Annotated in this window: 18 protein-coding genes; 3 read left to right on the top strand and 15 right to left on the bottom strand. The window is 54.7% G+C overall.

The features are described from left to right. Window positions 1–50 precede the first annotated feature (50 nt). The 5 genes from amtB to D9980_RS00270 form a co-directional block, all read right to left on the bottom strand. Window positions 51–1,337, bottom strand: coding sequence for an ammonium transporter AmtB (gene amtB, locus D9980_RS00290; RefSeq protein WP_121606053.1), 1,287 nt, complete (start codon window positions 1,335–1,337; stop codon window positions 51–53). 37 nt (window positions 1,338–1,374) lie between these two features. Then, window positions 1,375–1,713: a P-II family nitrogen regulator gene (gene glnK / locus D9980_RS00285; RefSeq protein ID WP_004949337.1), complete on the bottom strand. Its 339-nt coding sequence runs from the start codon at window positions 1,711–1,713 to the stop codon at window positions 1,375–1,377. Window positions 1,714–1,986: 273 nt separating this feature from the next. Continuing rightward, window positions 1,987–3,765 carry a SmdB family multidrug efflux ABC transporter permease/ATP-binding protein gene (locus D9980_RS00280; RefSeq protein WP_121606052.1) on the bottom strand — a complete coding sequence of 593 codons (1,779 nt, stop codon included), beginning with the start codon at window positions 3,763–3,765 and terminating at the stop codon, window positions 1,987–1,989. Next, entirely contained in the window at window positions 3,758–5,533 is a 1,776-nt protein-coding gene (locus D9980_RS00275) for a SmdA family multidrug ABC transporter permease/ATP-binding protein (protein WP_121606051.1), read from the bottom strand. The genes D9980_RS00280 and D9980_RS00275 overlap by 8 nt, the downstream gene beginning before the upstream one ends. 80 nt (window positions 5,534–5,613) lie before the next feature. Next, complete coding sequence (locus tag D9980_RS00270) at window positions 5,614–6,075, bottom strand: Lrp/AsnC family transcriptional regulator (RefSeq protein WP_021180156.1); 462 nt, start codon at window positions 6,073–6,075, stop codon at window positions 5,614–5,616. A 166-nt stretch (window positions 6,076–6,241) separates the two neighbouring features. On the opposite strand from D9980_RS00270, the gene D9980_RS00265 reads away from it, so the two are divergent. Next, window positions 6,242–7,291 (top strand): PLP-dependent cysteine synthase family protein, encoded by a 1,050-nt coding sequence (locus D9980_RS00265; protein ID WP_121606050.1) that lies wholly within the window; start codon window positions 6,242–6,244, stop codon window positions 7,289–7,291. An 87-nt stretch (window positions 7,292–7,378) separates the two neighbouring features. On the opposite strand, the gene cof is transcribed toward D9980_RS00265, so the two are convergent. Continuing rightward, window positions 7,379–8,200, bottom strand: a complete 822-nt coding sequence (cof, locus tag D9980_RS00260) for an HMP-PP phosphatase (protein WP_121606049.1) — start codon at window positions 8,198–8,200, stop codon at window positions 7,379–7,381. 132 nt (window positions 8,201–8,332) lie between these two features. Here cof and D9980_RS00255 point away from each other — a divergent pair, with 132 nt between their 5' ends. Together D9980_RS00255 and queC are read left to right on the top strand one after the other, a co-directional pair. Beyond that, complete coding sequence (locus D9980_RS00255; RefSeq protein WP_121606048.1) at window positions 8,333–10,039, top strand: SgrR family transcriptional regulator; 1,707 nt, start codon at window positions 8,333–8,335, stop codon at window positions 10,037–10,039. A gap of 160 nt (window positions 10,040–10,199) precedes the next feature. Further along, on the top strand, window positions 10,200–10,898 hold the full coding sequence (gene queC, locus D9980_RS00250) for a 7-cyano-7-deazaguanine synthase QueC (RefSeq protein WP_024483948.1): 699 nt from the start codon (window positions 10,200–10,202) through the stop codon (window positions 10,896–10,898). A gap of 421 nt (window positions 10,899–11,319) precedes the next feature. Here queC and D9980_RS00245 read toward each other — a convergent pair whose 3' ends face one another. The 9 genes from D9980_RS00245 to bolA all read right to left on the bottom strand — a co-directional run bounded on the left by D9980_RS00245 (window position 11,320) and on the right by bolA (window position 22,173). Beyond that, a complete protein-coding gene (locus D9980_RS00245) occupies window positions 11,320–11,733 on the bottom strand; it encodes a thioesterase family protein (RefSeq protein ID WP_024483947.1) in 414 nt (137 codons plus the stop codon). A 196-nt stretch (window positions 11,734–11,929) separates the two neighbouring features. Continuing rightward, window positions 11,930–12,307, bottom strand: coding sequence for a ComEA family DNA-binding protein (locus D9980_RS00240; RefSeq protein ID WP_024483946.1), 378 nt, complete (start codon window positions 12,305–12,307; stop codon window positions 11,930–11,932). 269 nt (window positions 12,308–12,576) lie between these two features. Continuing rightward, window positions 12,577–14,457 carry a peptidylprolyl isomerase gene (gene ppiD, locus D9980_RS00230; protein WP_121606046.1) on the bottom strand — a complete coding sequence of 627 codons (1,881 nt, stop codon included), beginning with the start codon at window positions 14,455–14,457 and terminating at the stop codon, window positions 12,577–12,579. Between the two features lie 170 nt (window positions 14,458–14,627). After that, window positions 14,628–14,900: a nucleoid-associated protein HU-beta gene (gene hupB, locus D9980_RS00225; RefSeq protein ID WP_004954599.1), complete on the bottom strand. Its 273-nt coding sequence runs from the start codon at window positions 14,898–14,900 to the stop codon at window positions 14,628–14,630. A 217-nt stretch (window positions 14,901–15,117) separates the two neighbouring features. Further along, on the bottom strand, window positions 15,118–17,472 hold the full coding sequence (lon, locus tag D9980_RS00220) for an endopeptidase La (RefSeq protein WP_021805482.1): 2,355 nt from the start codon (window positions 17,470–17,472) through the stop codon (window positions 15,118–15,120). A gap of 193 nt (window positions 17,473–17,665) precedes the next feature. Further along, on the bottom strand, window positions 17,666–18,937 hold the full coding sequence (gene clpX, locus D9980_RS00215) for an ATP-dependent protease ATP-binding subunit ClpX (protein ID WP_021180166.1): 1,272 nt from the start codon (window positions 18,935–18,937) through the stop codon (window positions 17,666–17,668). Window positions 18,938–19,144: 207 nt separating this feature from the next. Then, on the bottom strand, window positions 19,145–19,768 hold the full coding sequence (clpP, locus tag D9980_RS00210) for an ATP-dependent Clp endopeptidase proteolytic subunit ClpP (RefSeq protein ID WP_021180167.1): 624 nt from the start codon (window positions 19,766–19,768) through the stop codon (window positions 19,145–19,147). 421 nt (window positions 19,769–20,189) lie between these two features. Then, a complete protein-coding gene (tig, locus tag D9980_RS00205; protein ID WP_121606045.1) occupies window positions 20,190–21,494 on the bottom strand; it encodes a trigger factor in 1,305 nt (434 codons plus the stop codon). A gap of 364 nt (window positions 21,495–21,858) precedes the next feature. After that, window positions 21,859–22,173 (bottom strand): transcriptional regulator BolA, encoded by a 315-nt coding sequence (bolA, locus tag D9980_RS00190; protein ID WP_021805484.1) that lies wholly within the window; start codon window positions 22,171–22,173, stop codon window positions 21,859–21,861. Between the last annotated feature and the right edge of the window lie 240 nt (window positions 22,174–22,413).

Here is a 22,413-nt window from a genome sequence, read left to right as displayed (position 1 = left end):
AAAAAGGGGCGATGTTTCCATCGCCCCCTCAGAGTTTAATTCAACATATTTTACTGGTTATAAGCATTCTCGCCGTGGCTGTTCACATCCAGGCCTTCGCGTTCCTGCTCTTCCGGTACGCGCAGCCCCACCACGGCCCCGGCGACCTTAAAGGCGATAAACGCGGCCACGCTTGACCACACCAGCGTCACAATAACGCTCAGCAACTGGATCCACACCTGATGCCCCATGGTGACGCCAGCGGCGTAACCCGTTCCACCCAGTGATGAAGCGGTAAAGACGCCGGTCAACAGACAGCCAACGATACCGCACACCCCGTGCACACCAAACACATCGCAGGTGTCGTCTACTTTCAGCCATTTCTTCAGCGTTACCACGCCCCATAGCCCCGCAACACCGCCTACCAGGCCGATAATCAGCGCACCACCTACACCCACGGTACCCGCCGCTGGCGTAATCGCAACCAGACCCGCGATACAGCCCGAGCAGGCTCCCAGCAGAGAAGGTTTACCGCGCACGACCCACTCGGCAAAGGTCCAGGAGAGGATTGCACCGGCAGTGGCTATTACCGTGTTGAGGAACGCCAGCGCCGCAATACCGTTGGCCGCACTGGCCGAACCGGCGTTGAAGCCAAACCAGCCGATATACAGGATAGAGGCTCCGGTAAATACCATCGGCAGGTTGTGTGGCTTGAAGGCCTCTTTGCCATAGCCAGCACGTTTACCCAACAGATAGGCCCCTACCAGACCAGCACTGGCGGCGTTGATATGCACCACGGTACCGCCCGCAAAGTCCAACGCGCCGTCAGCTGCCAGGAAACCACCGCCCCAAACCATATGCGCAATCGGCAGGTAGGAAATCGTGAACCAGATGGCGGCAAAAATAACCACCGCAGAGAAGCGGATGCGTTCGGCAAAGCCGCCCACCACCAACGCCACGGTAATACAGGCGAAGGAGCACTGGAACGCCACGTGGATCATCTGGCTAAAGGTGCCGGTCAGGCTGTCTATCCCGATCCCTTTGAGCATCACCGTCTGGAAGCCACCGAAGAAGGCGTTACCTTCGCTGAACGCCAGGCTGTAGCCGTAAATGACCCACAGTACACACACCAGGGCAAAGGTGACGGTCACCTGAGTCAACATTGAGAGGACGTTCTTCGAGCGCAGCAGGCCGCCGTAAAACAGCGCCACGCCCGGTAAGGTCATAAACAGCACCAGCGCGGTGCAAATCATCATAAAGGCGTTGTCCGCCTTATCTGCCACCGCCGGAGCGGCCAGTGCCAAAGAAGGAACCAGGGTTACCAAACTCAGGCCCAACGTGGATAACAGTCTTTTCATTATCAATCCATCCCCATACAGTTGACTGAGCCTGCGATCACAGAGCCGCTTCGTCGGTTTCGCCGGTACGAATTCGAATCACACGTTGCAATTCGGCAACGAAAATTTTGCCGTCACCAATTTTGCCGGTGTAGGCCGCCTTGCTAATCACATCAACCACTTCATCCAGTTGGTCATCGGCAATAGCGATATCAATTTTGACCTTAGGTAAGAAATTGACGCTGTACTCTGCTCCGCGATAGAGCTCGGCATGACCCTTCTGGCGGCCAAAGCCTTTGACTTCGGTTACGGTCAGCCCCTGAATACCTACAGAGGATAAGGCTTCACGCACGTCCTCTAACTTGAATGGTTTGATCACCACGGTAACCAGCTTCATATTGCCTCTCCACGATTAAGCCCAAAAACTTACCCCCGGTACGAGTCATATAAAGCAAAGGCTGTGCCACAAATTATTTTTCATTTAAATTCAATTAATTATATAGAAACACCCACGATCAGAGGCCAGCGCTGGACGAAAGCAGAGATCGCCACCTGGAGATTGCGCACCTTTTTGGTGCATTACGCGTTGGGAAAGTGCAGTAGGAGGGAGTTGAAAAGCGCTATTGCCTGTTGGTGGTGCGGGCTCCTGGAGCGGAGCCCTTGCTTAAGGTTATGCGGGTTGAGTTTCGTCGCGAGTCGTGGCTGCCAACTCTTCGCCCACCAGCTGTAGCTGATACATCTGGTAGTAGCGGCCCTGCAGTGCCAACAACTGCTGATGGTTCCCCTGCTCCACGGCATGACCGCGATGCAGTACCAGAATAGAGTCGGCATCCACAATGGTTGAAAGGCGGTGGGCGATCACCACCAGCGTCGTCTGCTCGCGGATCAGCCGTAAGGCACGCTGGATCGCCTGCTCGGTGCCAGAGTCAATGTTTGCGGTCGCTTCATCCAGGATCAGGATCTGCGGTGCCTGGACCAGCACGCGCGCCAAAGCCAACAACTGCTTCTGTCCTACGGACAGATTATTCCCCTGCTCCCCCAGGCGCGTATGGATGCCCTGTGGCAAGCTACGTACCAGTTCCCCCAGTTGCACCGTTTCCAGCGCCTGCCAGACCGCCTCTTCACCGATGGAGCGACCAAGCGTGACGTTTGCCAGCACCGATTCCGCCATCACCACCGGATCTTGCTGCACCATAGCAATGCCTTGGCGCAGGGTGCGATGTGAAAGGCTGGACAACGGACGACCATCCAGACGAATTTCCCCTTCGCTCAGCGGGTAATAGCCCATCAACAGGTTTGCCAGGGTACTCTTTCCGCTGCCGGTATGCCCCACCAGGGCAACAAAACCCCGTGACGGTACCTGCAAAGAGATGTGCTGCAGCACTTTCTTGTCGCTGCGGTAGGCAAAGCTCAGGTCGCTGATATCGATGCGGCCGCTCGCCAGCGGACGATCGTCACTGCCATAGCTCTGCTGGCTGCGATCCATCAGTTCGAAAATACGCTCACCGGCCACCACGGCCTGCTGCAATATCGATTGCTGGGCAGTCAGCTCAATCAACGGTTCGTTCAAACGGCCAAGATAGTTGATAAAGGCATACAGCACCCCCACGCCAATCGCCCCCTCACCGCTGAAACCAAACAGCATCAACAGGCCACATAGTACCAGGGCAGAGAACAGGCTAAGCAGCGGCCGCAACAGGAAACCATCCAGCCGCAGCGTCTGCATCCGGGCGGTATAATGCGAGCGGCTAGCCGCACTCATGCGCTCACCAAATCGCATCTGCTGGCGGAACTGCTGGATCACCCCCATGCCGCTGATCACTTCGTTGAAGCCATCGTTGATATCCGCCAGGTAGCTACGCATCCGCCGCACGATCGGCGTGCTGTAATATTGATAGATCCCCATCACCACCAGCACCGCCGGGAAGATGCAGATCGCCACCAGCGCCATGCGCCAGTCCAGGCTGAACATCGCCACCAGCATCGCACCGATCAGCGCCGCACTTTTCAGTACCGTGGACACCACCATCACATACAGATCTTTGATCACTTCGGTATCGTTGGTTACCCGCGAGATCAATTGCCCGACAGGCTGGGTATCAAAGGCGCTCAGCGGTTGGCGCAGGGCTGCGTCCATCACGTCGGTGCGCAACCGTTGTACCACCCCAACCGCCACCCGATTAAACAGGATGGCCTGGAAATAGTGCAACGCCGCAGCGAGCAGTTCCAGCAGGATATAAGCCACCGCCAGGGAGCTGACAATCATCAGCGGCAGCTGCCCTTTGGCAACGTAGTTATCAATAAAGTAGCCGATCAGAATTGGCCCGGCGACTTCCGCCGCCGCAGCTACCCACAACATCAATACCGCCAACCCCAGGGGTTTACGATAAGGCGAGCCATAGGCCAGCAAACGTTTCAGCGTTGGCCACATAGTTTGTATCTTACTCATCGGCCAAAACCTCCTCGGTGCTATCAGGAGCCTCATCCAACGCAGCTTCCAGTTGCTGATAGCGATACATGTCGCGATACCAGCCAGGCTCTGTAGCCAATTTCCCATGCTGCCCACGCTGTACCACCGAGCCGTGTTGCATCACCAGGATTTCGCTGGCTTCCGTCAGGGCCGAAAGGCGGTGCGCACTGATGATCACCGTGCGATTTTGCCCCCAACTGCGCAGGTTATGCAGGATCTGGTGTTCAGTGCGCCCATCCACCGCCGAAAGAGCATCGTCGAGGATCAGAATTTCCGCTTCCAGCAGTAGCGCCCGCGCGATGGAAATACGCTGTTTCTGGCCACCAGAAAGCATCACACCTCGCTCACCCACCTCGGTCTCGTAACCCTGAGGCAAACGCAGAATATCTTCATGCACGCTGGCCAGGCGCGCGGCCTGTTCAATCTGTTCCTGAGTGGCCGCCGGGTTGCCCAAGGCGATATTATTGGCCACACTATCGGAGAACAGGAACGGCGTCTGGCTAACGACCGACAGACGTGAACGCCACTCGTCGAGCTTGATCTGGGTAAGTGGCAAGCCGTGATAGCTGATATGGCCGTCATCAATATCAAACTGACGCTGGATTAACGAAAGCAACGTCGATTTGCCCGAGCCGGTAGGCCCACACAATCCCAACATTTGCCCAGGCTGCAGCTGTAACGCCACGTCATGCAGCGCGGGTTTGTTGGTTTGCGGATAATGGAAAGCGTTGATTTCCACACTCAGGTTGCCGCGCCCGGCGGGCAGATCGAGTTCACCATCCTTCACGGCCGGTGCCTCTTCAAGCAGGCTGCGGATACGGGTATAGGCGGCACTGCCGCGCTCGACGATGTTGAACATCCAGGCCAGTGCCAGCATCGGCCAAATCATCAGGCCGAGGTACATGACAAAGCTGGTCAGTTGGCCCAGCGTGAGGGAACCGTTAACCACCATCCAGCTACCGCCGCCGATTGCCAGCAGGTTGGCCGCACCGATAGCGATGTAAATCGTCGGATCAAAGCGCGCATCAATTCGCGCCACGTGCATATTCTTCGCGCCGGTTTGCGCGGCCACTTCGGCAAACTGGTTGGACTGATGATCCTCCAGGCCAAAAGCCTTGATCATACGGATGCTGGTCATGCTCTCCTGTGCCTGATCGTTAAGGCTGGAGAACGCGGCCTGCGCCGACTTGAAACGCTGGTGCAGCTGATCGCCATAATATTTGATGACGATCGCCATGATCGGCATCGGGATCAGGGAAAGCAGGGTCAATTGCCAACTGATCTGGGTGCTCATCACAATCAGCACCGCCAGCCCCATGACCAGAGAGTCCACCAGCGTCAGCACGCCTTCACCGGCGGCAAACACCACACGGTCGACGTCATTGGTCGCTCTGGCCATCAGATCGCCAGTTCGGTGACGCAGATAGAAGGCCGGGTTCTGACGGCTGAGTTGACGATAGAAGTTTTCCCGCAGTTCAACGGCCAACTGGTAGGAAGCCCCAAACAGCAGCACTCGCCACACATAACGCAGCAGATAAACCACAATGGCGGTACCAATCATCAACCCCAGCCAGGCCATCAGTACCTTGCTGGACATCTGATCCTTGGTGACGCCATCAACAATGATGCCAACCAACTTAGGCGGCAGCAGTTGCAGTATGGCAATGGCAATCAGTAGCACCACGGCCCCGAGGTAGCGGCGCCACTCGCGGCGGAAATACCAGCCGATTTGAGCAAAGAGTCTCACGCAGTTTTATTCCAGACAGTATCCGACAAATTCCCGGCTGCAGCCCTGCAACCTTAACATTCAACAGTTGAGTGACGATTTCACTCTGGCACGGGTAGCGCCGTGGTGTATTTGATTTTTTCCATCGCGAAGCTGGAAGTGACATCAATCAGCCCCGGCACGCCGGTCACCAGGCGTTTATAGAAATTGTCATAGCTTTTCATGTCCGCCACCTCGACCTGCATCAGGTAATCATACTCCCCCGCCATACGGTAAAACGCCAACACTTCCGGCATCTGCGCGGTGAGATCGACAAATTTCTGATACCACTCGCTGCTGTGCTGCTGGGTTTTTATCAGCACAAACGCCGTCAGGCCAAGCCCGAGCTTTTCATTATCCAGCAGCGCGACGCGCGCGCGAATGTAACCTTCATCTTCCAGCCTTTTTAGCCGTTTCCAGCAAGGCGTTGAGGTCAGATTCACCGCTTCGGCCAGCACTTGCAGCGATTGCGTACAGTCCTGTTGCAGCATGCACAACAGTTTACGGTCAGTTTTATCCAACATAAGGTGATTTCATAGAAAATATTTCTCCCATTAGGCGATTAAACAGGAAAAATGGCAATCCTTTTTTCTCGCTGAACCGCTATGCTACACCTCAAACATCCCTGCTGGATTTCAAGCTACAGCTTGCAAAGCGGCGGGTTTAAGCCCCCTATTTTGAGGCCAGATTATGACAAACGCTTGGGTAAAATATGCTATTGGTGAAATAGAAGCGGATTTCCAACGCTCCGCCGATACGCACTTGATCCGCCTGAACCTGCCGGAATTTCCAGGCATCTATCTCTACCTGAAAGATGAAAGCACCCATCCCACCGGCAGTCTGAAACACCGCCTGGCGCGGTCGCTGTTCCTTTATGGGCTGTGTAACGGTTGGATCAACCAGAACACGCCGATTATTGAAGCCTCTTCGGGCAGCACGGCGGTATCTGAAGCCTATTTTGCCCGCCTGCTCGGCCTGCCGTTTATCGCGGTGATGCCTTCCTGCACCGCTAAACGTAAGGTAGAGCAAATCGCCTTTTACGGTGGCCGCAGCCATTTTGTCGATCATGCGGCCCAGATTTATGCGGTGTCAGAGGAGTTGGCCAAAGAGCTGAACGGACATTATATGGATCAGTTCACCTTTGCCGAACGCGCTACCGACTGGCGTGGCAACAACAACATCGCCGACAGTATTTTCCGCCAGATGGAGCGAGAACCGCACCCGGTTCCGAAACACATCGTGATGAGTGCCGGTACTGGTGGCACCTCGGCAACGCTGGGGCGCTACATTCGCTATCAAGGGCATGATACCCAGCTCACGGTGGTCGATCCGGAAAACTCGGTGTTCTACGACTGCTTCCATCATGGCGATCGCACCATCATCGGCAGCTGCGGCAGCCGCATCGAAGGGATTGGCCGCCCACGCGCCGAACCGTCGTTTATCCCTTCGGTGATCGACAACATGCTGCGCGTGCCAGATGCCGCCAGTATCGCCACCATTTATTGGTTGGAAAACATTCTGGGTCGCAAGGTAGGTGCTTCAACCGGGACCAACGTCTGGGGAGCGCTGCAACTGGCCAAGCAAATGCGGGACAAAGGCGAGCAAGGTGCCATCGTCACCCTGCTATGCGACAGCGGCGAGCGCTATCTGGATACCTATTACAATAGCGACTGGGTCAACAACAATATCGGCGATCTCACGCCATATAGCGCTCAGTTGGCTAACTTGTCAGGTAAATAACTTATTAGGTTGCCAACTCATTAAGGCGAAGTTCAGGGGATAAAAAAAGCCGGGTAGTCATACCCGGCCGGCTGTAATAGTAATACCTCAGAATTCGGGGGAATAGGTGAGGTGTGGTGAACGCAGCCAATGTTGTAAATAGTGAGCCACCGCCTGCTGTTCGCAGTGGCCGATAACCTGTAGTTGGGGCAGTAACGATTTCAACTGTGGCAGAGCATTGCCCATCACCACGCCGTGCCCTACTCCCGCGAGCATTTCCTTATCATTCATCGCATCGCCAAAGGCCATGCAATCAGCCAACGTCAGCCCCAGATGGCGGCTCAGCCTGTCCAATGCCGCTCCCTTGTTGCAGCCCTTTGGCAGCACTTCGAGACAATCATAGGCCGAGAAGCACAGGTCGGCACGGGTGCCGAAATGCTCACTCAACTGTGCCTGCAGTTTGACCAGTTCTTCATGGGGAGCACAGAAACAGACCTTGCTGTTGCCAAACGCGGGCAGACGGCGCAAGTCGGTGAGTTGGAAATGAAAGCCACTGAGATGATGTGCAGCCAGCATTTCCGGCACTGCGGTTTCGGTCAACCACCCCTCATCACGAAACACATGCATGCTGGAAGAGGTGCGCCAGTGGGTATGCAGCACCTCTTCGGCAATCTCCGCCGGTAAGTCGGTAGCATGCAGTTGCTGCCCTTGCTGGTCATAGACGCGAGTGCCGTTACCGGTGATCAGGTAACCTTGCAGTCCCAGTTGCGCCATGATCGGCTGGGCATCGAGGTAATGCCGCCCGGTGGCAAAGGTCACCACCATCTCCCTGTCGATAAGCTGCTTCAACGCGCTCAGCGTTTCCGGCCCGACACGGTGATCGGGAGTCAGCAGGGTGCCGTCCATATCGAAAGCGGCCAGGCGATACATAGGAACCTCGTAAATGTGAGCACATTGGCAATCACCGCAGTATGGGGTGGTATTTGCGGAAGTAATAGTGAACAATTTGCCTAAACGCTTCCTGATTTATCTTTCATCGCTTGCAACACCTAGGATACCGCTATGCGCCTGGTTCATCGCCTCGGTCAGTATCAACGTTTGTACCACCAGCTAGGCAGCGCGCCGGTGGCGATCACGATCGGTGAATTAGCTGCGATCTTCTATTGCAGCGAGCGGCATGCCCGCACCCTGGTGCAGCAGTTGCAGCAACAAGGTTGGCTAACTTGGCAGTCACAGGCCGGGAGGGGGAAACGCGCGCAGTTGCAGTGCCTGAAAACCCCCGATGAACTGCGGACTGCGCATCTCCAACGTTTACTGCAACTGGGCGATCACCAGGGAGCCTTAGAAATGGCGCAGTTGGCGCCAGAGCATCTGCAAGAGTTGCTGAGCCCCCACCTCGGCGGCCAATGGCAGGAAGGCAGCCCTACGCTGCGTATCCCTTATTACCGTACGTTGGAAAAGCTTGATCCTTTGACGCTAAGCGGCCGTGCGGAGCAGCATCTGGTCGCGACCGTCTATGCCGGTTTGACACGCTTCAATACCGGTTGCCCAGAACCGCAGCCCGATCTTGCCCATCACTGGCAGATTAGCGAAGACGGCCTGCGTTGGCAGTTCTTTCTGCGTAGTCAGCTGCGATGGCATAACGGTGAGGCCTTAACGGGCCAACAGCTATTGCAAACCCTCAACGCCCTGCAACACCATCCGCGCAGCCAGCCATTATTGAGCAGCGTGGCGGCAATCAGCCTGCCGCATGCGCTATGCATCCAGTTCGATCTGCAAATGCCCGATTTTTGGCTGGCGCACCGGCTGGCAGAACTGCCCTGCCTGATGACGCACCCAGAGTTACCGAACCTCGGCGCAGGTCCCTTTAAGCTGGCACTAAACGAGCCGCATATGGTGCGGTTGGAACAACATCCTTACTACCATCTGCAACATCCTTATCTGGAAAGCATCGAATATTGGATCACGCCAGAGTTACCAACCCGCAGTACCGACACCAGTTGCCAGCACCCGGTACGCATCACCATCGGCCAGCAGGAAGAACTGGCACAGGCGCGGCCGGTACAACGCAGTATGAGCCAAGGGTGGTGCTATCTGGCGATTAACCAGCGTCGTGGCGTACTGACTGAGGCCCAAGGGCAAAAGCTGCTGATGCTGATCCAGCGCTCCGGCCTGCTGGCCAGCTTGCCCATCCAGCAGGGCGTGATCATGCCAAGCCATGAAATGCTGCCCGGCTGGGCGATCCCTGAGCATGATGTCAGACAGGATGTTGAGCTCCCCCCTCGGTTGACGCTGCTGTACCATCCGCCGATCGAGCTAGAGAGCGTGACTCAGGCTTTGCAACAATTGCTGGCGGAGCATGGCTGCCAATTAGAGATCCGCTATTATTCCGGCAAACGTTGGCAAAGTACCGAGCAGATAGCCCAAGCCGATCTGTTGCTGGCCGATAACCTGATTGGTGAAGCTCCGGAAGCGACGTTAGAAAGTTGGCTACGTCGCGATTTGCTATGGCAAGGGATTTTGCGAGAAGAGGATTGGCAACACCAACAGCGGACCCTGCAACAGATCCAGCAATGCCCAGCTCCACAGCAACGCTACAGCCAGCTAAAAGCGTATTATCAACAGTTGATGGGGGCCGCGATCCTCACTCCCCTATTCAACTATCAGTATCAGGTCAGTGCCCCTCCCCGCATACATGGTGTGATGCTCACCGCCTACGGCTGGTTTGATTTTTGCCAGGCTTGGCTGCCACCGCCGCTGGATGATTAGGTTGCCCTACGCTGTGGCGAGCATTTCTGATAGCATCCCCACATGTGTCGAAGCCCAATAGCGTCAGGCTCAGACCGGCAACACTGTAGCCTGACAACAAAGGGCATAAACCGGCCGCCCGAATGTGCATCGGGAATGGCCCTAGCCAGAAGGTAGATTTATGAAACGCGCAGTCGTCGTTTTTAGCGGTGGACAAGACTCCACGACCTGCTTGATCCAGGCATTGCAACAATATGATGAAGTTCACTGCATCACGTTCGATTACGGCCAGCGTCATCGCGCCGAAATCGAGGTGGCCCAAGCCTTATGCCAAACTCTGGGAGCCAAGGCGCACAAGGTTTTGGACGTTGGGTTGCTCAATGAGTTGGCCATCAGCAGCCTGACTCGCGATAACATTCCAGTACCCGCCTACGACAGTTCACAGACCGATGCCTTGCCAAGCACCTTTGTGCCGGGGCGCAACATCCTGTTCCTCACCCTGGCGGCAATTTATGCCTACCAGGTGGAAGCCGAAGCCGTGATCACCGGCGTGTGCGAGACTGATTTCTCGGGCTATCCAGATTGCCGCGACGAGTTTGTTAAGGCCTTGAATCAGGCCATCGTGCTGGGGATCGCACGTGATATTCGCTTCGAAACTCCACTGATGTGGCTCAACAAGGCTGAGACCTGGGCGCTGGCGGACTATTATCAACAGTTGGAACGTATCCGCCATGAGACGCTCACCTGTTATAACGGCGTTCAAGGCGACGGCTGTGGTGAATGTGCGGCCTGCCACCTGCGCGCCAACGGGTTGCAGCAGTATCAGCAGGACAAGGTCGGCGTGATGGCCAGCCTGAAGCGGAAAACCGGCTTGGTTTAAGCCAGTTCATGGGCGGCTGTAATGCCGCTCAATAAGTCAGATTAAGCCATCGTTGGGTCCCCTCACCCCAACCCTCTCCCACAGGGAGAGGGAGCTAGTGCAGAGCCGGAATTGGGAACGGAGTTAATCTGTAGTAATTGCAAGATCCCCTCACCCCAGCCCTCTCCCAATGTAAAGACAGGGGGTCTACATGGACACCTGTTAAGGGAGAGGGAGCTGGTACGCAGTTGTCATCCAGGCAAGAGTCATGCCTTCCATGAGTTGATACGGTGTTGTCATCGGGTACTGAGTTATCCCTGTAGCACCGACCCTTTCATTTACCGATGGTCAGGCCGTGAAAGAAATACCCGCTGGCACGTTCGGTCCCCTCTCCCTGTGGGAGAGGGCTAGGGTGAGGGGCCATGACTAGCACGATGCTTAATCAGGCCTCAGCATCTTTCTGCTGTAGTGCCACCAGGTGTTCACGCAGTGCGCCTTCAATCGGCAGTGCCCGCTGGGTTTTCAAATCGATACAGACAAAGGTCAGCGTCGCGTCGGCAACCACTGTCCCCTCCGGCTCCAGCAATACCTGCTGGCTCAGTACACCGCTCTTGCCATTGAGTTGCAGCATCTGGCTATCGATACGCAGCTTATCCCCCAATACGGCAGGCTTACGATAATTGATATTGATGTTCACCACGATAAACGCGATGTTGTTTTGCGTCATCCAGTGGAAAGCATCCAGATCCTCCAGCCACTCCCAGCGCGCTTCCTCCAGGAACTCCAGATACCGGGCATTATTAACGTGTTGATAGACATCAAGATGATAGCCACGAACTTTGATATAAGTCTGCATAGTGAAACAACCGCTCCTGCTCTGGTGATAGCGAATTAATACCGGCATACCCGTTCAGTGTTATCCCTCCTTGCTGGCAGCATGCTTGTACCGCAGGGCTTGGCAAAGAGTTTGCGATGGATGACTGGTATGACCTGTAAAATGTAGCAGAGCAGCGCGGCTGCGAGGCCACTTTGCCACGCAGCCGCGAGCGGGATCACATTTTCAGCCGATCACGATTCCTTTCCACCAGGGAGGGACCGATCCCCGGCACCTCCTGTAGCTGGTCTATTTCGCTAAACGGCCCGTTCTGTTCGCGGTAGCGCACTATGGCCTCTGCCTTTTTCAGCCCTACGCCGTTCAACACGGTGGCTAGCGCCTCGGCATCTGCCTGGTTAATGCTGACCTGGGCTTCACCCTCGCTTTGCGCTTCAGGGATGACCTTAGGCGATACCGCAGCGGCCTGTGGTTGCCCCTGAGAGGGTTTCTCTGCGGCAATGGCCGAGCTCCCTATCAGGCCAAACAGCGCCGCCGCCAAGAGTAGCTGGCAGATAACGGTAAAACGGATAATGGCTTTATTTTCGCTAAGTTGCATGCTGTATCCTCCTTGTGTTTGACAGCAAGGTTACCTTGCCGCAGCGGCGGAAGATCGGCAAATGGCAGAGTTTAAATGTGGAAAAGGCCGCGAAAGCGGCCTTTGAGTATTGCAAGCTGTTGCAAAGAAATGCGGTGCGAATCCCCGTCGTCTTTCAAGCTGCAGCGTTGTTACCTGCACTTGCTCACCCCAGTCACTTACGAAAAGTAAGCTCCTGGGGATGAACAAGCTTGTCGCCTAGCTGCAACTTGAAATCCATAGGGGACAAGTTACGGCTGTTGCTGCTCAGCGGCACCCATTTTGATCTTGGCTTCTTTGCGCAGGTTAGTCAGCAAGGCATCGAAGGTTACGCTAGCGCTTCCTTTCTCCATGTTGCTGACGAAGGTTTTCATTTCGTCTGCTGGCAACGTGCCTGGCTTAACGCTATCCAGGGCGATCAACACCACGTTCCCTTGAGCATCCTGTGACATGCCGTAAACCACTTTACCGGCTTCCGGGTGCGGCAGAGCGAATACGGCTTCCACCAGTTGGCTGTCTTCCGGGGCGCGCGCCATTTTCTGTACACTGCCGAAGCTCAGACCAGCGGCTTTCATCGCCTCATCGCCTTTGCCCTGCTTCAACTCAACCAGCAGTTTTTCACCCTGCAGCTTGGCTTCTTGCAGTGCCTTGTTGTGTTTGACCATCGCGGTTACGCGATCTTTCACCTTGTCGAAAGGTTCAATCCCTTCCGGCTGATGGGCCACAACGCGAACCACGAACGCACGATCACCGTCAACGGTGATGACGTCAGAGTTGCTGCCTGGTGCGCCGTTCTCGCCAATCAGCGAACCATCGAAGATGGCCTGCACAACCGGCTTGAAGTTCAACGCAGCTGGAACCGAGTCACGGGTAAACCATTCGGTGTTAGCCGCCTTGGTACCCGCAGCTTCTTCCGCTGAGGCCAGGGACTCGTTATCGCTGGTCGCCGCCTCGCTGACTTTCTGCTGCAGCGCATAGTAGGCATCTACCGCTTTTTCCTGCTTGAGCTGCTTGGCGATAGCATCATGCACTTCGCTCAATGGCTTCACCAGCGCTGGCTTGATATCGTCCAGGCGCACGATCAGGTAACCCACTGAAGACTTCACTACGCCAGAAAGTTGGCCTTTCTCGGTCAGGTTAGCCTGTTTCAGTTCGTCAGCCGTGGTGTCTGGCTCCATCCAGTCCATTTCGCCACCGGTACGGCGCGAGATGATGTCGGTGGATTTCTCTTTCGCCAACGCAGCGAAATCACCACCGTTTTTCAGCTCTTCCAATACCGCTTTGGCATCCGCTTCGGTTTTCAGCTGGATCACGCTGAATTTTTTGCGTTCCGGCTGGCCAAAGCTGCTTTGATGCTCGTCGTAATAGGCGCTGATATCCGCTTCGGTAACGGTCACTTTATCCTGCAATGCTGCGGCATCCAGCGGGATAAAGCTCACTTTCACCTTCTCTGGTGCGATGAAGCTGTTCTTGTTCTGCTCGAAGAAGGCCTTCAGCTCTTCGTCGGTGACGGTTTGCTTGGCCATCATGGCATTGAGATCGATCGTCGCCAGACGCACGTCGCGCTCTTGCAGAACCAGGGCAACCATAGACTGAGCTTCGCTTGGTGGGACGATATCGGAACCGCCGAAGCCCTGGATCATCTGCTGGTTGATTAACCGCTGGCGTGTGTATTGCGCATATTGATCTGCGCTAAAGCCCGAACGGTTAATCAGGTCGAGATATTTGGCGTTGTCGAACTTGCCGTCAGTCTGGAAATAGGCTTCTTGACGGATGGCCTCTTTCACCTGATCGTCACTGGCACTCAGGCCCAGCGTCTTCGCGTACTGATCCAGCAGCGACTTGTCGATCAGTTGAGACAGCACCTGCTGGCGCATCTGCTGCATATAACCTTCGTTGCCAGCCATGGCAGAGAAACGGTCGCCCAGTTCCTGCTGCATACGGCTACGTTCACTCTGGAAAGCCTGTTCCAGCTGGGCACGTTCGATCACCTGGCCATTTACTTTCGCAGCGTAATCGCCGGCACTTCCCTGATAGCTGACCACTCCAGTCAAAAGAAATGACAAGATAATCAGCCCCAGGATGATTTTTAGCACGACGTGGTTAGCAGCCGCGCGTAAATTGTCCATCATAGTGTGACAACACTCCGCTGTGATGTGGATTAACAACCCTTGTGCAGGCGCGTTCCCTGCGACAAAAATAAAAAAAGCGCATCAACCTGATGCGCCTTATATCTTACCTTACCAATACCGCTGCGTCAGGTGATTGTTTACCGGCGACGCGATGCGATTAAACGCAGTAATCAGTTTACTGCGTCTTTCAGGGCTTTCCCTGCACGGAAAGCCGGAACTTTGGCTGCCGCGATTTTGATCTCTTTACCCGTTTGCGGGTTACGGCCGGTACGAGCTGAACGCTCACGCACGGTGAAAGAACCGAAACCAACCAGAGCCACGTCATCCCCTTCTTTCAAGGAATCGGTAACGGAAGCAATAATTGCGTCCAAAGCACGCCCTGCTGCCGCTTTAGAAATATCAGCACCCGCGGCAATTTTGTCGATCAGTTGTGACTTATTCACTCTATCATCCCCTCTAGAATTCAAAACGTCGCACCGAAAAAATCCCTACGGTTACGACAGCGCTGCTGTTATATCAATCCCGTCGTGCCTTGGCAAGCCACCAAACGGCGACGAAACGCGAGCCGACAGGGATCTAACTTAGCGGCACAAAAAAATACTGGCAAGTCCGAATTGGCTTGCCAGCATGAGTTTTATCAATGGTTTTTGCTATACGTCACTATTTTACCGCTACCGGCTGTGCGCCGAAGGCCGGATTGACCAGTGCAATGTTCAAAACTTCATCGATTCGCTGTACCGGGTGGATCTCCAGATCGGCAATGACGTTGTCCGGGATCTCTTCCAAATCGCGCTTGTTCTCGTAAGGGATCAGCACGGTTTTGATACCGCCACGGTGTGCCGCCAGCAGCTTCTCTTTCAGGCCGCCAATCGGCAACACATGACCACGCAAGGTGATCTCACCGGTCATCGCCACATCGGCGCGCACCGGGTTGCCTGTCAGGCAGGAAACCAGCGCGGTACACATGGCAATACCGGCGCTTGGGCCGTCTTTCGGCGTCGCCCCTTCCGGCACGTGGACGTGGATATCACGTTTTTCATAGAAATCGGCGTTGATGCCCAACTTCTCTGCACGTGCACGTACCACGGTCAACGCAGCCTGGATCGACTCCTGCATCACTTCACCCAAAGAACCGGTGTAGGTCAGCTTGCCTTTGCCCGGTACGCAGGCGGTTTCAATAGTCAGCAGATCGCCGCCCACTTCCGTCCACGCCAGCCCGGTTACCTGGCCTACGCGGTTTTCGGTGTCTGCACGGCCGTAATCAACACGCTGAACGCCCAGATAGTCCTTGAGGTTCTCGCCGTTGATCTCGATGTGCTTGAGCTTCTTGTCCATCAGCAGCGACTTGACCGCTTTACGGCACAGCTTGGAAATTTCACGCTCCAGGCTACGCACCCCGGCTTCACGGGTGTAATAGCGGATGATGCCGATAATGGCACTGTCATCTACCGTCAATTCGCCTTTCTTCAACGCGTTGCGTTCAAGCTGCTTTGGCAACAGGTGCTGTTTGGCAATGTTCAGCTTTTCGTCTTCGGTGTAGCCGGAAAGACGGATCACTTCCATACGGTCCAGCAGCGGTGCCGGGATGTTCATCGAGTTCGAGGTCGCCACGAACATCACGTCGGACAGATCGTAATCCACTTCCAGATAGTGATCGTTAAACGCCACGTTCTGTTCCGGATCCAGCACTTCCAGCAGGGCTGAAGCCGGATCGCCACGCATGTCGGATGACATCTTGTCGATCTCATCGAGCAGGAACAGCGGGTTTTTCACCCCAACCTTGGCCATTTTCTGGATCAGTTTACCCGGCATGGAGCCGATGTAAGTCCGGCGGTGACCGCGAATCTCAGCTTCGTCACGTACGCCGCCCAGCGCCATACGGACATATTGGCGGCCGGTCGCACGAGCGATCGACTGCCCCAGCGAGGTTTTACCCACGCCAGGAGGCCCTACCAGACACAGGATTGGCCCCTTGATTTTGCTGACGCGGCTCTGCACTGCAAGATACTCAAGGATGCGGTCTTTGACGCGTTCCAGGCCGTAGTGATCGGTATCGAGCACTTCCTGCGCCTTGAGCAGGTCTTTTTTCACCTTGCTGCGCGCATTCCACGGCACCTGGATCATCCAGTCGATATAGCCACGCACGACGGTCGCTTCCGCAGACATCGGCGACATCATTTTCAGCTTTTGCAGTTCCGCTTCGGTTTTCTCACGCGCTTCTTTCGGCATTTTGGCCGCTTCGATCTTGCGCTTCAACGCCTCGTGTTCATCCGGCGTGTCGTCCATCTCGCCCAGTTCTTTCTGAATCGCCTTCATCTGCTCATTCAGATAGTACTCGCGCTGGCTCTTTTCCATCTGTTTCTTGACGCGGTTACGGATGCGCTTCTCAACCTGCAGCAGGTCGATCTCCGACTCCATCATCGCCATCAGGTACTCAAGACGTTCGGTGATATCGAACATCTCCAGCACCGACTGCTTGTCGCTAAGCTTCAGCGGCATATGCGCGGCGATGGTATCCGCCAGGCGTGCAGCGTCGTCGATGCTGTTCAATGAAGTCAGCACCTCCGGTGGAATTTTTTTGTTCAGTTTGATGTAGCCTTCAAACTGATTGATCGCCGTGCGCACCAGGACTTCCTGCTCACGCTCGTCGATAGCCGGTGATTCAAGATATTCAGCCTGGGCAGCGAAGTGCTCGCCGCTGTCGGAGAGCGTGGTAATACGCGCACGCTGTAAACCTTCGACCAGCACCTTGACCGTGCCGTCCGGCAGTTTCAGCATCTGTAAAATCGATGCAACGGTACCGACCGAGAACAGATCGTTAATGCCAGGTTCATCCGTCGAGGCCTCTTTCTGCGCCACCAGCATGATCTTTTTATCGTGATCCATTGCGGCTTCGAGGCACCGAATCGATTTTTCCCGGCCAACAAACAACGGGATCACCATGTGCGGATAAACCACCACGTCGCGCAATGGCAACACGGGGATTTCAATGCGTTCGGAACGCTCAGGGTTCATAGAGCTCTCTCTTAGTTTAATTTCCGCCAGGATTAGGGGGATCTCATGAAACGCAAGCATCAAACGTTTCACAAAATCTGGATTATGAGTATATGGGGATGAATCTCTGACATTCAACGGTAACAATGTAGAGAAAAAGAAAAGGGGGATAAAATCCCCCTTTTACGATTAACTTTCTGGTTTGACTGGCTAATTATTCGCCAGAAGCCTGCGCTTCCGGTTTGCCGTAAATCAATAACGGTTTGGATTGGCCAGCGATCACCGATTCGTCGATCACCACTTTATCTACGCTTTCAAGCGACGGCAGATCGTACATGGTGTCCAGCAGCGCGCCTTCTACAATCGAACGCAGACCACGGGCACCCGTTTTACGCGTCATAGCCTTCTTGGCGATGGCATTCAGCGCTTCCTCACGGAACTCCAGATCTACCCCTTCCAGATTGAACAACGCCTGATACTGCTTGGTCAGGGCGTTTTTCGGCTCTTTCAGGATCTGGATCAGTGCCTCTTCGCTCAGTTCGCTGAGGGTGGCAACCACCGGCAGACGACCGATGAATTCCGGGATCAGGCCAAACTTGATCAAGTCTTCCGGCTCTGCCTGCAACAGCAGTTCGCCTTCGGTGGCTTTTTCAGATTCACCCTTCACCGTGGCACCAAAACCGATACCGGAGCCGGTGTTAACGCGCTGGCCAATCACCTTATCCAGGCCAGCAAACGCACCGCCACAGATAAACAGGATCTTGGAGGTGTCCACCTGCAGGAATTCCTGCTGCGGATGTTTACGCCCACCCTGTGGTGGAACCGCCGCAATCGTGCCTTCGATCAGCTTCAGCAGCGCCTGCTGCACGCCTTCGCCCGAAACGTCACGGGTGATGGACGGGTTGTCTGACTTACGTGAAATCTTGTCAATTTCATCGATATAGACGATGCCGCGCTGGGCTTTCTGCACGTCGTAGTCGCATTTCTGCAACAGTTTCTGGATGATGTTTTCCACATCCTCACCCACGTAACCAGCTTCGGTCAACGTCGTGGCATCGGCCATGGTGAAAGGCACATCCAGGAAACGTGCCAGCGTTTCTGCCAGCAAGGTTTTGCCGCTACCGGTTGGGCCAATCAGCAAGATATTGCTTTTGCCCAGTTCGATGCCATTGCTGGTATCGCCGTTACGCAGGCGTTTGTAGTGGTTATAGACCGCCACAGCCAGAACTTTTTTCGCCTGTTCCTGGCCGATAACATAATCGTCCAGGTGGTGACGAATTTCGTGCGGTGTCGGCAATGAATTACGCTCGCGATGCGGCGCAACCTCTTTAATCTCTTCGCGAATAATGTCGTTACACAGATCAACACATTCATCGCAGATATACACTGACGGACCGGCAATCAGCTTACGCACTTCATGCTGGCTTTTGCCGCAGAAAGAGCAGTACAGCAGCTTTCCTGAACCGTCTTTGCGCTTATCTGTCATGAGTCAAACCTCTTCTTTTGTCTTTGTCCCGCACCATTACGCGGCGACAATGCGCCCAAACTTTATACCGGGAACGCCGATAACGCTGTTTAAAGCGAGCCAGGCCCGCTCTGAATACTATAGCCTATCGGCCCGCAAGCCGCGCGCTACCCATCACCCTTCAGGCGGCAGGTACGCACTGCAGCTTGCGACCCTTTGGGTATAGTTTTAGCTGCGGTGCGTCAGAATGCTGTCGACCAGACCGTATTCTACCGATTCTTCCGCCGTCATGAAGCGGTCACGTTCGGTATCACGTTCGATCTGTTCCAGCGATTGGCCGGTATGCTGTGCCATCAACTCATTCATGCGAGCCTTCACCTTCAGGATCTCACGCGCATGGATTTCAATATCCGTTGCCTGACCCTGGTAGCCGCCCAGCGGCTGGTGGATCATCACTCTGGAGTTTGGCAGGCAGAAACGCTTGCCCTTGGTGCCTGCCGTCAGCAGGAACGACCCCATGGAACACGCCTGCCCCATACAGATGGTGCTGACGTCCGGTTTGATAAACTGCATGGTGTCATAGATTGACATGCCAGCCGTGATCACGCCGCCCGGTGAGTTGATATACAGGAAAATATCTTTTTCTGGGCTTTCTGCCTCGAGGAACAACATCTGCGCCACGATCAGATTAGCCATATGATCTTCAACCTGGCCGGTCAGGAAGATAATGCGCTCTTTCAGCAGGCGGGAATAAATATCGTAAGAACGCTCCCCGCGCGAAGTCTGCTCTACCACCATCGGCACCAGTGCCATGTTAGGTGCAAATTGGTCTCGTTCGCCACTGTATGACATTACCGTCTCCTAATAGAAATTGCCTTGGCGCCATTGTCTGTCGATTCTACTTGAGAACGGCCATCATGACTACGTTCAAGCCATCGACAGGCTCCACACTGATTTGACGGCGCTATCATTCCGCCAGGCGGATAAAGCGGCCCATACTGTTGTAGGAATTGGGGGGTCACAGAGCGAATTTCAAGCCCGGTGAACAATTTCACCAACATCCCTGTGTGGCAGGCAAGGTCACAACCACTGTCCTTCCGCCGCCGCCATTCATCCTCGACCCAATAAATATAGTGCATATTGCCACAGTTAAGCCGAGATTAATCAGTCACGTGGCAAAAGAAAAGCCCGTAACCAAAGTTACGGGCCTTATAAGGAACTCCCAGCTACGGCAATGGACCTGCCATCAGGTCGCTCCTGGCATCAACCAGCATTACGCTTGTTGAGTCTGGTTCATCAGCTCGCTGAAGGTAGTGGCTTTTTCAGTCACTTTCGCTTTAGCCAGCAGGGCTTCTACCGCTTGTTCTTCCAGAGCAACGTTACGCATGTTGTTCATCAGCTCTTTGTTTTTGCTGTAGAACTCAACAACTTCGCTCGGATCTTCGTAGGCGGAAGCCATTTCTTCGATCAGGGTCTTAACGCGATCTTCATCGGCTTTCAGATCGTTGGTGCTGATCACTTCGCCCAACAGCAGACCGACCACAACGCGACGTTTGGCTTGCTCTTCGAACAGTTCGCGTGGCAGTTCCAACGCTTGTTGCTCGTTGCCACCAAAACGCTGTGCAGCTTGACGACGCAGAACGTCGACTTCGCCGTCGATCAGTGCCGCTGGCACGTCGATTTCGTTAGCGTTGACCAGACCGTCGATAGCCTGAGTCTTGATGCGGTTACGCACGGCGCCTTTCAGTTCGCGCTCCATGTTTTTACGCACTTCGGTACGCAGACCGGCGAGAGAACCATCAGCCACGCCGAAACGCTTGATGAATTCTTCGGTCAGTTCTGGCAGCTCGCGCTGTTCAACTTTCTTCAGCACGATAGCGAACTTGGCCGCTTTCCCTTTCAGGTTTTCTGCGTGGTAATCTTCTGGGAAGTTGACGTCGATGGTGAACTCTTCACCGGCTTTATGACCCACCAGACCTTCTTCGAAGCCTGGGATCATGCGGCCCTGGCCCATAGCCAGAACGAAATCGGCAGCTTTACCGCCTTCAAACTCTTCACCGTCGATAGAGCCGGTGAAGTCAACGGTCACGCGGTCTTCAGCAGTGGCTGCGCCGTCGGTGTCTTTCCAGATCGCCTGCTGCTTACGCAGAGTTTCCAGCATGGTATCCACATCGGCGTCGTTAACTTCAACCACAGGTTTTTCAACCTCGATGCTTTCCAGGCCTTTCAGCTCAACTTCTGGATAGACTTCGAATTCCACGGTGAAAGCGAAATCTTCGCCTTCTTTATACTCGCCCGGTACGTAGTTTGGTGCGCCGGCCGGGTTGATTTTCTCTTTGATGATCGCGTCAACAAAGTTGCGCTGCATCAGATCGCCCAGCACGTCCTGACGGACGGAGGCGCCATAACGCTGTTCGACGATGTTCATCGGCACTTTGCCTTTACGGAAACCGTCGATACGTACGCTTTTAGCTGCGTTGATCAGCTCTTTCTTTACTGCCTGATTGATAACATCAGCGGGTACAGTAATAGAGAGACGGCGCCCAAGGCCTTGAGTGGTTTCTACTGAAACTTGCATCTTGTTACCTCAAAAAAATCACAGTGCTCGGTCAACTCCGTTCCAAGAACCAGGACGGCTACATTAAAAACCGAGTTCCCTGATGTCGAGAGCGTTCCGAAACCATTCCGGAAAAAATAGACGCGACATTATAGCGGCGCAAGCGTAGCTAGTCGAGGATGGCAAGGCAGCACTGGCGCGTTAAAAATCACACTTTTGCCGATTTTTCGCCCAAATACCTTGATGCCATGGCCATCAGAGCTGCAAACGCCTTCGGCTTTGTCGTCGTCAAAAACAGCAACGGCCCGCAGGCCGTTGCAAAATTCGTCAGTAGTAATACCTTAAATACGGGTAAAAGTTCCACTGATACCGTAAATTTTAGGTATTAAGCCAATGTGCCCGCCCCACGACAAGGTGGTGAGGCAGGAACCGTATCCTGCAACCCTTCCCACTCTTTCAGGGTATAGGTATGCAATGCCAGCGCGTGTACGCCGTTTTCCAGTTCCTCCGCCAACACGCCATAAATGGAGCGATGCCGGGTCAGGAACCGTTCGCCGACAAAGCGGTCGCTCACCAACACCACTTTGAAATGACTTTCGGATCCAGCAGGAACGTTATGCCGATAGCTCTCATCAGTCACTTCCAGATACGCGGGTTCAAACGCCGCCCTTAACTTTGCTTCTATTTGCTCGCGGATCATAGGATCTCCTTACAACACCGGCAGGCTACCAGGTTCTACTTTAATATTAGTCGGTTTTGCCCTCGCCAGAACATGGCTATCGTAAATCGCACCGCTCTTCGCTGTAAAAAGCATCAATAAAAGCGGCTCAGTTGAGGTTTATCCGATTGAGCCTCGCGAAAAAGCCTGTTTTTATCCTGGTTGAGGAAAAATTTACGTCACGGCCACCTTCAACACTTCCCCCCGTTGTTGGCAATGCTA

This window comes from Serratia sp. 3ACOL1, assembly GCF_003668775.1.
Classification (GTDB): Bacteria; Pseudomonadota; Gammaproteobacteria; order Enterobacterales; family Enterobacteriaceae; genus Chania; species Chania fonticola.
This window is presented reverse-complemented; position numbering and strand designations above follow the sequence as displayed.